The organism is Pseudoduganella sp. GW821-FHT11H04 (genome assembly GCF_058807935.1).
Genome location: NZ_JBXARE010000004.1, coordinates 250395 through 261461 on the forward strand (window position 1 = coordinate 250395; position 11067 = coordinate 261461).

Consider the following 11067-nt stretch of genomic DNA (forward strand, 5'->3'; position numbering starts at 1 on the left):
ATCCCGTACATTGGTGGGAATTCGGGGAGGGAGTGAATGTTTGGTATTCAAGGCCGGCTGACTGCACTGTTCGTGGTGATCGTCACCGTTGTGCTGGGCATTTCGGGCACTTACGCACAATACAGCCTGGGCCATGAACTGGAAGTGGCCAACCAACGTCTACGCGAAGGCGTGCTGACCCGCCTGCAAACCAGCCTCCCGTCCGCCCTTTGGGACCTTGATAAGGCCAAAGTCGACAATATCGTCGCAGCGGAAATGCTGCCGCCCGAGCTGGTGGCCATCCGCGTCTACGACACCTCCGTCGGCCTGTTCTCCGGCAAACGCCGCAAAGAAGATGGCAGCATCGTCCCGATCGAATCCGAAACCACTGTGCTGGGTGCTCCCGTGGTGGCCGACCTGGCCTACCGCGATGCCGGCGCCGCCGGCAGTGCGCTGAAGCCCGTCATCGTCGGCCGCGTGGTGGTCAATTTCAGCCGCGCCCAGATCGATGCCACGCTGGCGGCCGAAGTGCGCCGCAAAGTGGTGGAAGTCCTGACCCTGGACTTGATCCTGGTGGTGGCGCTGGCGCTTTCCCTGCGCATCGTGTTCGACCCGCTGAAGAAACTGCGCGACGGCCTGTTTGAACTGGCGACGCGTGGTTCCGACGAAGTGGAAGAACTGCCCGAAAAGCGCAGCGATGAACTAGGCGACGTGATTCGAGGCTTCAACGCCATCCAGCGCAAGGTGAAATCGATCATCAAGCGCACGCGCGAGGCGGAAGACCTGGCGCGCCGCTCGGCACAGGAAACGGCGCAGGCGCTGGACGACCTGCAGCGCACGCAGGAATCGCTGTTGCAGGCAGAACGCCTGGCATCGCTTGGCTCCCTGGTGGCCGGTGTGGCGCACGAAATCAATACCCCGGTCGGCATTGCGCTCACCAGCGCCTCGGTGCTGATGGACGCCACGACCACGGTCAACGAATCCATGAAAATGGGCCAGGTGAAGAAATCCGAGATCCAGAAATACATCGAGACGGCCGGCGAAAGCGCCCGCCTGATCATGAACAATGCCTACCGCGCCGCGCACCTGATCCACAGCTTCAAGCAGATCGCGGTGGACCAGGTCAGCGAAGCACGCCGCCGCTTCGAGCTGAAGGAATACATTGGCGAGGTGGTATCGAGCTTGCAGCCCAAGCTGAAGAAAACCCGCATCGTGGTGGAGATCAACTGTCCCGACGATATTGTGCTCGACAGCTATCCCGGCGCACTGGCCCAGGTCATCACCAACCTCACGCTGAACTGCGTTGAACACGCCTTCGAGCCGGACGGCGCGGGCAATATCAACATCAACGTGCTCCCCGATGGCGACATGATCGAGATGCAGGTTGTCGACAACGGCAAGGGCATCGCTCCCGACATGCTGGACAAGGTCTTCGACCCCTTCGTCACCACGCGGCGCGGGCAGGGCGGCACCGGCCTTGGCCTGAACATCGTGTTCAACCTGATCGTCAAACAATTCGGCGGCAATATTTCCGTCAACAGCACGCTCGGCAAGGGCGCCAGCTTCATTCTGCGCATCCCGCGCGTGACCCCGAGCGACGAAGCCGACGGCCAGCATCCCGACGCGCCCCTGCACGAACGCACCGCGAGCTGAGCGCCGCCATTGCTGTATCTGCCGCATACTTCCCCGATGCAGGGAGGAATGTCATGAGAAAACAGCGCCTTATCGCCTTGCTGCGTGGCATTAATGTCGGACGCGCAAAACGCGTTGCGATGGCTGACTTGCGCAAGGTGCTGAGCGATATAGGTTATGACGACGTGCGCACGCTGCTCAACAGCGGAAACGTGGTCTTTGATTGCAACTCCGCAGATGCGGCGGACTGTGCCGCGCGCATCGAAGAAGCCTTGGTGCTGAAGCTGGGCGTGCCGGCCAAAGTCACGGTCATCGAAGCTGAGCAGTTGGCGGAAATCGTCAAGGAAAACAGCTTGCAGGGCGTGGCGGACGACAACTCGCGTCTGCTGGTGGCCGTCCTCAACAAGCCCAAGGAAGACCGCGGCAAGCTGGAACCGCTGGCGCGCCAGAGCTGGCAGCCGGAGGCTTTTGCGCTGGGGCACCACGCGGCCTACATCTGGTGCCCGGACGGAGTACTGGCCAGCCGCGCCGCAGCTGCCATGGGCAAGGCACTAGGCGATGGTGTCACTTCGCGCAATTGGAGCACCATCAGCAAGCTCAATTCAATGGCAAATTCATAATTTAGTTGCGATTTCGCTACTTTAGTTGCATCCTTCCTTGTAGGGGCGCACATCCAGCGTCTAGAATCGGGTGTTCACAATTTTGTCAGACCGGTAATGAAAATGAATGACACGCTGCGCGGCGTCCTGATTCTTGGCGCCGTGGTTTTGGTCCTGGTAATTGGCGGCTTTGCGATTGCCGACAATGGCTGGCAGAAAGTCAGCTGCATCGGGCGCGCCATCGCCAGCGGCGTCGCCTTCAGCAATATCCACAGCGTGTGCGGTCTGTAAACCAGCCTTCCTTACCAGTTGCCGGCTGAGCCGCCATCGTCCACGGTCAGGATATGGCCGGAGATGAAGGTGGAATCAGTCAGGTAGAGCACAGCGTCGGCAATATCCTGCGCCGAACCCAGTCGATGGGTCGGCACCAGTCCTTTCAGGAATTCCTGGGTGCCCGCGTCGGTGCTGTGCAACGGCGTGCTGATAATGCCCGGCGCCACAGCATTCACCTTGATGTTCTTGCTTGCCAGCTCAAGCGCCAGGGCACGCGTCGCCATGTTCAGGCCACCTTTGATCAGCACCGGCAGCAGGGCCGTGGCTTTGGCCGGAGTCACGCCCAGGCTGGCCGTGATGTTGACAATGTGGCCGCCGCCGTTTGCCTCCATATGGCGAATCGCTTCCTGCGCCGGGAACAGGAAACCCTTCAGGTTGGTCGCCACGATGGCGTCGGTATCGTCTTCGGTGTAATCGATGGCCGGTTTGGCGATGAAGATGCCTGCGTTGTTGACCAGAATATCCACTTTGCCGAAGCGGGCGTTTGCCTGCTCGAACAGGGCCTTGGCCGTTTCCGGTGCGGCGATATCGCCTGCCACGGGCAGGAAGTTGGCTGGATTGCCCAGGTGGGCCGCTGCGGTTTGCAGGCGGTCCATGGTGCGGGCGTTGCCGACGACGTTGTAGCCGCGCGCCAGGTAAGCCTTGGCGATGGCGAATCCGAGGCCGCTCGAGGCGCCGGTGACGATTGCAGTTTTAGACATTTGGGACTCCATGTTGGGTTACGGTGAGTCCACTATACTTGTGACTCAAAAGGCGATAAATACGGTTTCGTGCAATTAACTTGATACATGGAGTAATGAATGCAGCGCCATTTCGACGACGTTCAACTGGGCAGCATCGAGCTGTTTGTGCTGGCGGGGGAGCAGGGCAGTTTCACCGCGGCGGCAGCTGTGGCGGGTGTAACGCCGGCGGCGGTGAGCCGTTCGATATCGCGGCTGGAGGAGCGACTGGGCGTGCGCCTGTTCGTGCGCACGACGCGCCAGATCCGATTGACCGATGGCGGTCAATCTTATTTCGAGCAGTGCCGGCAGGCCTTGTCGCAGTTGGTGGAAGCTGAGCGCGAAGTGACGGGGCAGCAGGCCAGGCCTGCCGGCAAGCTGCGCATCAGCGTGCCGACGCCCTATGCGCATTCGCGCTTGCTGGAGCGGCTGGCGGCATTCCGCCTGCAATACCCGGAGGTGCAGGTGGAAGTCCATATCAGCAACCGCAATATCGATTTCGCGGAGGAGGGCTACGACCTGGCTGTGCGCGGCCGCTTGCCGCAGGATTCATCCCTGATCGCGCGCAAGTTGGAGGATGCTGCGCTGGCCCTGGTGGCTTCGCCTGCCTACCTGAAACGGCGCGGCAAACCGAAGTCGCTGGAAGACCTGGCTGGCCACGATTGCATCCAGTTCGTGCTGCCAAGTACGGGACGCCTGGTGCCCTGGCAGTTCATGCGCGGCGGGGCGGAGATTGAACTGGTAGGCAGCGATGGCGTGGTGTGTGCGGATGACTTCCTCGGCATTAATACGATGGCGCTGCATGGCGGCGGCATCGCCCAAACCTACCGCTTCGGCGTGGAGCGTGAGCTAGCCAGCGGGGAACTGGTCGAACTGCTGCCGCAATTTGGCGGCAGCACGCGGCCGTTCTACCTGATCTACCCGCATGCGCGTCATTTGCCGCTGCGGGTGCGCAGCCTGGTGGATTTCTTGCTGCCCTAAGCGTCCTGCTGGCGCTGGCGGAACGCCGCCACTTTATTCCGGTTGCCACATAGCGCCATGCTGCACCAGCGGCGGCGATGCGATTTGGTGCGATCCAGGAACCATAGCGTGCAGGCGTGGTCTTCGCACTTGCGTACCAGGTTGAAGTCGGCGGCTGCCAGCAGGTGGGCGGCGGCTTCCGCCAGGGGAGCCAGTAACTGTTGCGGCGTTTCGGCGACGTATTGGGCCTGCAGCGACAGGCCATCCCCACTTTCCTCCACCAGTACCATATGACGCTGGGCGTGCGCCAGGGCGGCGTTCAACGCCTCGGCGTCGACTCGCTTGCCGGCTTTGCGCGCCGTCACCGCGGCGCGGATGGTCTCGCGCAGTGTACGCGCCGCCGCCAGCAGCTCGCCTTGACGGCCCGGAGCGGTGGCCGTCCCGCGCTCGCCGACTTCCGCCAGCCAGGCCATGACGTCGGCATCGCTGTGCCACGTTTCCTCGCCCTGCACTACAGTATTCATCAGATCCAGCGCTGGATGGTCGCCATAGAACTCGGTCATTTTGCTGTCCTCCTGATTTTCATTGTAACCATCAAAATAACGCTTGACAAGTTACGCTGACGGAGTAATCTTGTAACCATCAAAACAAACTTTATGGAGTTAGTTATGAACCGCACGATCCAGGCAGACGGCGTCAACATCTTCTACCGCGAAGCCGGTGCCCCGGAGGCACCGGCGATCCTCTTGATGCACGGTTTCCCCACCAGCTCCCACATGTTCCGCAAACTGATCCCGCTGCTGGCAACCAAATACCATGTGATCGCCCCCGACCTGCCAGGCTTCGGCTTCACCGAAGTGCCGGCGGAACGCAATTACGAATACACCTTCGACAGCCTGGCACGGACCATGGAAGCCTTCCTGCAGGCGATCAAACTGGATAAGTTCGCCCTGTACGTGTTCGACTACGGCGCCCCGGTCGGCTTGCGCCTGGCCGCCGCCAAACCGGAACGCATCACTGCGCTTATTTCGCAAAATGGCAATGCCTACCTGGAGGGCCTGAGCGACGGCTGGAGCCCGATGCGCAAGCACTGGGCCGACCCCAACGAAGAAAACACCAATGTGATGCGCGGCTTCCTGACGCCGGAAGCGACCCAATGGCAATATACTCACGGCGTGGCCGACCCGTCGCAAGTCGATCCTGAGTCCTATACCCTGGATTCGGCATTGATGGCCCGCCCCGGCAACATCGACATCCAGCTCGAGCTGTTCTACGACTACCGCAAAAACATCGAGCTGTACCCGGTGTTTCAGGAGTTCTTCCGCAAAGCGCAGGTGCCGACGCTGGCAATCTGGGGCAAAAACGATCCGTTCTTCACGCCGCCGGGCGCCGAGGCTTATCGCCGCGATAACCCGAAGGCGATCGTGCAATTGCTCGATACCGGCCACTTTGCGCTGGAAACCCATGCGGAAGACATCGGCAAAGCCATCCACGCCCTGTTAGACTAGACGCTTTCGAGGAAAGCCTGACCGAGCATCGATGAAGCCAACCACCATCGCACTGCTGCTGGCCGGCCTGGCACTGGCCGGCTGCAGCAGCAAGAAGACCGTCGCTTACACGACACCCACTGCCGCCATCTCAAATCCCCAGGTGCTTTTGCTGGGCGAAGTGCACGACAATAAGGAAGGCCACAAGCTGCGCTTCGAGGACCTGCGCCAGCGCGTGGAAGCAGGCTGGCGTCCCGTGATCGCAATGGAGCAGTTCGACCGCGAATCGCAAGGCATGCTGGACGAGGCGCAGAAAGGCTGCCTTGATGCCTACTGCCTGATCAAGGCGATGGACAAGAAGGGCTGGGACTGGCAGCTGTACTACGCGGTGATCGACCTGGCGCTGTCCAACAAGCTGCCGATTGTGGCCGCCAACCTGTCCCGTGCCGATGCATCGAAAGTGGTGCGTGATGGCCTGACCATGACCTTTGACGCCGCCACCGTCAACGCCTATAAGCTGAAAGACCCGCTGCCATCCGACCTGCGCCGCGGCCAGGAAAAAGCCATCCAGGAAGGGCACTGCAATATGGTCTCCGAGATCATGCTGCCTGGGATGGTCAACGCACAGGTGGCGCGCGATATCTGGATGGCCAAGCTGATTCGCGAACAGCAGCCACGCGACGTGGTCCTCATTGCCGGCAATGGCCACGTGCGCAAGGATATCGGCGTGCCCCGTTGGCTGAATGCTATTGAACCCAAGCTGAACGTCCGCACCATTGGCTTTATTGAGCCAGACGGCGTCGCGGGCAGCTATGACGAAATCCGCAAGGTTCCAGTGCAAAAGCGCACAGACTCCTGCCGCAATTTCAAGTAAACTTTCGGCCCTGCCGTCCCCCAATTCAAGGAGTTAAGAATGCAAATCGCAGGTGAAATGCTGATCGGACAAGCTGCCTTCAAAGGCAGCGCAGGCCAGATGAAGGCCACCGACCCGGCCCGCAATATCGAAATCGAGCCAGCATTTGGCATGGCCACGCCGGCCGACCTGCAGCGCGCCTGCGAGCTCGCCGCGCAGGCATTCGACTCCTATCGCGAAACCACGCTGGAAAAGCGCGCCCAGTTCCTGGAGCAGGTTGCGCAGAACATTATCGACATCGGTCCGCAGCTGATCGAGCGCGCCATGCAGGAATCCGGCCTGCCGCAAGCCCGCCTGGAAGGTGAGCGCGGCCGCACCGTCAATCAATTGCGCCTGTTCGCCAAAGTGGTGCGCGACGGCCTGTTCCTGGGCGCCACGCTGGATTCCGCACTGCCGGAACGCGTGCCGCCGCGCTCGGACCTGCGCATGCGCAAGATCGGCGTAGGCCCGGTTGCCGTATTCGGCGCCTCCAATTTCCCACTGGCGTTCTCGGTTGCCGGCGGCGATACCGCTTCCGCACTGGCTGCAGGTTGCCCGGTGGTGGTTAAGGCGCACCCGGCACACCTTGGCACTTCCGAACTGGTGGGCAAGGCGATCCAGAAATCAGTAGCCGATTGCGGCCTGCATGAAGGCGTGTTCTCGCTGGTGATCGGCGACGTGCAGATCGGCGGCGACCTGGTGGCGCATCCCGCAATCAAGGCCGTTGGCTTTACCGGCTCGCGAGGCGGCGGCCTGGCCCTGGTGCGCATTGCCCAGGCGCGCAAGGAACCTATTCCGGTGTATGCCGAGATGGCTTCCATCAATCCTGTGTTCCTGCTGCCAGGCGCATTGAAGGCCGGCGCCGCGCGCATCGCGCAAGGCTTTGCCGATTCGCTGACCATGGGCTCGGGCCAGTTCTGCACCAATCCAGGCCTGCTGATTGGCCTGGAAGGTCCTGAGCTGAACGAGTTCGCCGCTGCCGCTGCAGCCGCTGTGCAAGCCAAGCCATCGACCACTATGCTGACTCCCGGCATCCACAAATCGTACGAAGCAGGCGTAGGCAAGCTGTCGGCGCTGGACAAGGTGGAACTGCTGGCGCAAGGCGGTGCGGGCAGCACCGCTTGCGCAGCGCAGCCGCACCTGTACAGCACCGACGTGGATACTTTCCTCGCCACGCCAGCGCTGGAAGACGAAAACTTCGGCCCTAGCTCGGTGCTGGTGCGCTGCCGCGACGCGGCCGATATGCGCCGCATCGCGGAGCACTTGGAAGGCCAGCTGACCTCCACCGTTCACGCCATCGCCGCCGACCGCGACATCGCCGCCGGCCTGCTGCCGACGCTGGAGCGCAAGGCCGGGCGCATCCTGTTCAACGGTTTCCCGACCGGAGTCGAAGTAGCGCACGCCATGGTGCACGGCGGCCCGTTCCCGTCGACCTCCGACCCGCGCAGCACTTCGGTTGGCGCGACCGCAATCGACCGTTTCCTGCGTCCGGTGTGCTACCAGGATGCGCCGGAGTGGGCGCTGCCGTCGACCCTGGCCAATGCCAATCCGCAGAACGTGCCGCGCGTGGTGGACGGCAAGATCCAGCCGGGCGCATAAGCCCTCGCTATCGTGATAAGGTGGGCCGCATGATGGAAACCGTGTACAAGCAAGAGCAGCCCACCCGCTCCGACATCGATGCGCTCACCGGACCGGCAGTGCTGGAATTTGGCACCAACTGGTGCGGCTACTGCCGCGGCGCCCAGTCCGTGATCGCAGAGGCGTACAGCGAGTACGCCAACATCCCTCATTTCAAAGTGGAAGATGGCCCGGGCCGCGTGCTGGGCCGCGCCTTCCGCATCAAGCTATGGCCAACCGTGATCTTCCTGAAAGACGGCAAGGAAGTCGCGCGCGTGGTTCGCCCCGAAGATGCCGACGAGTTGCGTGAAGGGTTCGCTCAAATTGCTGAAAGCTGAGTTTTTCATTCTACCCATGCGGAACCGCTGCAGCGCCAGGACGTTGCTGAACTAAAACCTGCGGCCCAAACGGAAAAGGCTCATCGTGATGAGCCTTTTTTTCGCCCGGACGGCTTGACACGCGTCCGAAAAACGATTTAACTATTAACGAATTAGTTAATTGTGTAATTATGGAACTCGATAAAGTCTTTGAAGCACTTGCATCCAAACCACGCCGCCAGATCCTCGCATACCTGTCGGAGGTGGAGCTTTCCACGTCTGACCTGGCCGAGAAGTTCGGCATCAGCGCTCCCGCGATTTCCAGGCACTTGTCGGTGCTCGAAAACGCTGGCCTGGTGAGCAGCGAGAGGCGAGGGCAGTTTGTGTTCTACAAGCTGAACGGCGATAACCTGGTCAATACCCTGACTGGCTACGCATTCGAGGTCTGCCCGGTCGGGCGTCCCCTCAAGCGCGAGTCGCGGGCGATGGCCGCGAAAAAAAAATAGGGAGTCCAGCATGAGAAAGATTCGTAACGTCATCAGAAACCATCGCGTCGCAAGCGAGGATCTGGCGGCCGTTTGCGTCGGCCAGGTGCGCTACTCTCCGGCGAAATCGACCTGGCTGATTGCGATGTATGCCGGCGCCGCATATGGCACCCTGGCATATGCGCAGTTGCCGGCGATGCTGCTGTTCGTGGTGGCGACGGCGTTGGTCCTTCTATTCGGACATTCGCTGGGCAGCCATCGCAAGCTGATTCATAACAGCTTTGCGTGCCCCAAATGGCTGGAATACTTTCTGGTGTGGCTTGGTGTGCAGGTTGGCCTGGCCGGGCCGATCGGCTTGCTGCGTCAGCACGAGTTGCGGGACTATGCGCAGCGCCAATACGATTGCCACCCATACCTGAGGCACGGCGCTGGTTTCTGGCGCGACGCATGGTGGCAGCTGCATTGCGACCTGGTGCTCGATCACCCGCCGGCAATCCGCATCGAGCGGCGCATTGCCGACGACGAGTTTTACCGCTTCCTCGAGCGCACCTGGATGCTGCAGCAACTTCCGCTGGCCGTGCTGTTCTACCTGTGGGGCGGCTGGGCCTTCGTTTGCTGGGGTGTGTGCGCCCGCATCGCCGCCGGCGTTACCGGTCACTGGCTGATCGGCTATTTTGCCCACAACCACGGTGACCTTGCGTATGAAGTGCAGGACGCGGCAGTCCAGGGACGCAACATCCGTTGGACCTCGCTGCTGACAATGGGCGAGAGCTGGCATAACAATCACCACGCTTTCCCGCACTCGGCGAAGCTTGGATTGGCGGAAGGGGAGTGGGACCCGGGCTGGTGGGCGCTGCGCGTGCTGGAGCATTTCGGATTGGTGAGGGATTTGCAGCTGCCGGATAGGCTGGAAAACAAAAATGGCCTCGAACGTTGCCGGTTCAGGCCCTTGCTGGTAAGTCTCTGGTGGTGAGCAGTTTTTAAGCTTGACACTGACCCCGATACAGTTTTAACTGTTGACGAATTTGTAAGTTGTTTGGTGCGTTTGCCTGTGTTTAATCCAAATGGAGCGCAGAGTGTATCCAAAAATATTCAAGTCGTTAGCATTGCGGTCGCCTGTCCTGGGGCAGATCGTCAGCGAGCGAGATCGTCTACGTGGCGAGGTCGCTAAATTTTCCGCGGCACGTAATTGGTTCCATGCGGAGTTCGAGGCTCCATCGGGGGCAACGAATTCGGGATATTGCCACTGCTGCAGGCAAAACACTGTCTTCGAAATCAAGGGGGCATGGCTGCGGGATGAATATCTTTGCCAGAATTGTTTCTCGATTCCCCGGCAGCGCCATATCCAGCATGTAATGGATAGCTACTTCAAAGGCTGGGAGGAAAAGAACATTCATGAGTCCTCCCCATCGAACGACCTGATATCCAGGTATTGCACTTCCTATTCAAGTTCGCAGTATTTTTGCGGTGCGGAAGTTGGCAGCATGGTTAACGGGGTGCGATGCGAAAACCTGGAAGCGTTGACGTTCGCCGATAGCACCTTCGACATCTTCATTACTCAAGACGTGTTTGAGCATATCTTTAATCCTGAGCTTGCGGCAAAGGAGATCATCAGGGTGCTTAAGCCTGGCGGCGTTCATATCTTTACCGCGCCAAAACACCGGGGCATCAGGCAAAGTTATCCGAGAGCCCGGCTCCTGGGCAGCCAGGTCGAATACATCAAAGAAGAGGTGTATCACGGCAATCCCGTCGGCGATGGCAAGGCGCTGGTTACCTGGGATTATGGGGATGATTTTGAAGACTTGATCAGTTCCTGGTCCAATTCAACCACAATCACCTTTATCGTCCGCGACCGGAGTCTTGGCATAGACGGAGAGTTTATTGAAGTGTTTGTGACGAGGAAAAGCACGGTGTAAAAACAAAAATGGCCTGGACCGTTGCCGGTTCAGGCCATTCTTGATGAATCCTGGTGGTGATAGGTGGACTTGAACCACCGACCCTAGCATTATGAATGCTATGCTCTAACCAACTGAGCTATATCACCGGA

General features: G+C 60.3%; 13 protein-coding genes and 1 tRNA gene. 11 read left to right on the forward strand and 3 right to left on the reverse strand.

Going from position 1 to position 11067, the window contains the following annotated elements; all coding sequences use genetic code 11:
- Positions 1 to 36: 36 nt before the first annotated feature.
- The 3 genes from AC1RTP_RS11350 (at position 37) to AC1RTP_RS11360 (ending at position 2501) form a co-directional block, all read left to right on the forward strand.
- On the forward strand, positions 37 to 1632 hold the full coding sequence (locus tag AC1RTP_RS11350) for a sensor histidine kinase (protein ID WP_498607552.1): 1596 nt from the start codon (positions 37 to 39) through the stop codon (positions 1630 to 1632).
- Positions 1633 to 1685: 53 nt separating this feature from the next.
- Complete coding sequence (locus tag AC1RTP_RS11355; RefSeq protein WP_498607554.1) at positions 1686 to 2231, forward strand: DUF1697 domain-containing protein; 546 nt, start codon at positions 1686 to 1688, stop codon at positions 2229 to 2231.
- A gap of 96 nt (positions 2232 to 2327) precedes the next feature.
- Positions 2328 to 2501, forward strand: a complete 174-nt coding sequence (locus AC1RTP_RS11360; RefSeq protein ID WP_498607555.1) for a hypothetical protein — start codon at positions 2328 to 2330, stop codon at positions 2499 to 2501.
- Between the two features lie 11 nt (positions 2502 to 2512).
- Here AC1RTP_RS11360 and AC1RTP_RS11365 read toward each other — a convergent pair whose 3' ends face one another.
- Entirely contained in the window at positions 2513 to 3244 is a 732-nt protein-coding gene (locus AC1RTP_RS11365; RefSeq protein WP_498607557.1) for an SDR family NAD(P)-dependent oxidoreductase, read from the reverse strand.
- Between the two features lie 99 nt (positions 3245 to 3343).
- Here AC1RTP_RS11365 and AC1RTP_RS11370 point away from each other — a divergent pair, with 99 nt between their 5' ends.
- Positions 3344 to 4243 carry a substrate binding domain-containing protein gene (locus AC1RTP_RS11370; RefSeq protein ID WP_498607559.1) on the forward strand — a complete coding sequence of 300 codons (900 nt, stop codon included), beginning with the start codon at positions 3344 to 3346 and terminating at the stop codon, positions 4241 to 4243.
- On the opposite strand, the gene AC1RTP_RS11375 is transcribed toward AC1RTP_RS11370, so the two are convergent.
- Positions 4240 to 4785: a CGNR zinc finger domain-containing protein gene (locus tag AC1RTP_RS11375; RefSeq protein ID WP_498607561.1), complete on the reverse strand. Its 546-nt coding sequence runs from the start codon at positions 4783 to 4785 to the stop codon at positions 4240 to 4242. The two genes, AC1RTP_RS11370 and AC1RTP_RS11375, sit on opposite strands and share 4 nt — an antisense overlap.
- 105 nt (positions 4786 to 4890) lie before the next feature.
- Between AC1RTP_RS11375 and AC1RTP_RS11380 the strand changes: the two genes are divergently transcribed.
- The 7 genes from AC1RTP_RS11380 to AC1RTP_RS11410 all read left to right on the forward strand — a co-directional run bounded on the left by AC1RTP_RS11380 (position 4891) and on the right by AC1RTP_RS11410 (position 10936).
- Entirely contained in the window at positions 4891 to 5730 is an 840-nt protein-coding gene (locus AC1RTP_RS11380) for an alpha/beta fold hydrolase (RefSeq protein WP_498607563.1), read from the forward strand.
- A 31-nt stretch (positions 5731 to 5761) separates the two neighbouring features.
- Entirely contained in the window at positions 5762 to 6583 is an 822-nt protein-coding gene (locus AC1RTP_RS11385) for a ChaN family lipoprotein (protein WP_498607565.1), read from the forward strand.
- A gap of 39 nt (positions 6584 to 6622) precedes the next feature.
- Positions 6623 to 8200, forward strand: coding sequence for an aldehyde dehydrogenase (NADP(+)) (locus AC1RTP_RS11390; RefSeq protein WP_498607567.1), 1578 nt, complete (start codon positions 6623 to 6625; stop codon positions 8198 to 8200).
- 32 nt (positions 8201 to 8232) lie between these two features.
- The gene (locus tag AC1RTP_RS11395) at positions 8233 to 8556 is read left to right on the forward strand and encodes a thioredoxin family protein (protein WP_498608049.1); all 324 of its coding nucleotides are present in this window, start codon (positions 8233 to 8235) and stop codon (positions 8554 to 8556) included.
- A 170-nt stretch (positions 8557 to 8726) separates the two neighbouring features.
- Positions 8727 to 9041, forward strand: a complete 315-nt coding sequence (locus tag AC1RTP_RS11400; RefSeq protein ID WP_498607569.1) for an ArsR/SmtB family transcription factor — start codon at positions 8727 to 8729, stop codon at positions 9039 to 9041.
- 10 nt (positions 9042 to 9051) lie between these two features.
- A complete protein-coding gene (locus AC1RTP_RS11405; RefSeq protein ID WP_498607571.1) occupies positions 9052 to 9993 on the forward strand; it encodes an acyl-CoA desaturase in 942 nt (313 codons plus the stop codon).
- A 103-nt stretch (positions 9994 to 10096) separates the two neighbouring features.
- The gene (locus AC1RTP_RS11410) at positions 10097 to 10936 is read left to right on the forward strand and encodes a class I SAM-dependent methyltransferase (RefSeq protein WP_498607573.1); all 840 of its coding nucleotides are present in this window, start codon (positions 10097 to 10099) and stop codon (positions 10934 to 10936) included.
- Positions 10937 to 10987: 51 nt separating this feature from the next.
- Here AC1RTP_RS11410 and AC1RTP_RS11415 read toward each other — a convergent pair.
- Positions 10988 to 11064, reverse strand: a tRNA-Met gene (locus AC1RTP_RS11415).
- Positions 11065 to 11067 lie beyond the last annotated feature (3 nt).

Coding starts and splice junctions, on each gene's coding strand:
- AC1RTP_RS11350 (WP_498607552.1), top strand. CDS start 37: ATGTTTGGTATTCAAGGCCGGCTGACTGCACTGTTCGTGGTGATCGTC.
- AC1RTP_RS11355 (WP_498607554.1), top strand. CDS start 1,686: ATGAGAAAACAGCGCCTTATCGCCTTGCTGCGTGGCATTAATGTCGGA.
- AC1RTP_RS11360 (WP_498607555.1), top strand. CDS start 2,328: ATGAAAATGAATGACACGCTGCGCGGCGTCCTGATTCTTGGCGCCGTG.
- AC1RTP_RS11365 (WP_498607557.1), bottom strand. CDS start 3,244: ATGTCTAAAACTGCAATCGTCACCGGCGCCTCGAGCGGCCTCGGATTC.
- AC1RTP_RS11370 (WP_498607559.1), top strand. CDS start 3,344: ATGCAGCGCCATTTCGACGACGTTCAACTGGGCAGCATCGAGCTGTTT.
- AC1RTP_RS11375 (WP_498607561.1), bottom strand. CDS start 4,785: ATGACCGAGTTCTATGGCGACCATCCAGCGCTGGATCTGATGAATACT.
- AC1RTP_RS11380 (WP_498607563.1), top strand. CDS start 4,891: ATGAACCGCACGATCCAGGCAGACGGCGTCAACATCTTCTACCGCGAA.
- AC1RTP_RS11385 (WP_498607565.1), top strand. CDS start 5,762: ATGAAGCCAACCACCATCGCACTGCTGCTGGCCGGCCTGGCACTGGCC.
- AC1RTP_RS11390 (WP_498607567.1), top strand. CDS start 6,623: ATGCAAATCGCAGGTGAAATGCTGATCGGACAAGCTGCCTTCAAAGGC.
- AC1RTP_RS11395 (WP_498608049.1), top strand. CDS start 8,233: ATGGAAACCGTGTACAAGCAAGAGCAGCCCACCCGCTCCGACATCGAT.
- AC1RTP_RS11400 (WP_498607569.1), top strand. CDS start 8,727: ATGGAACTCGATAAAGTCTTTGAAGCACTTGCATCCAAACCACGCCGC.
- AC1RTP_RS11405 (WP_498607571.1), top strand. CDS start 9,052: ATGAGAAAGATTCGTAACGTCATCAGAAACCATCGCGTCGCAAGCGAG.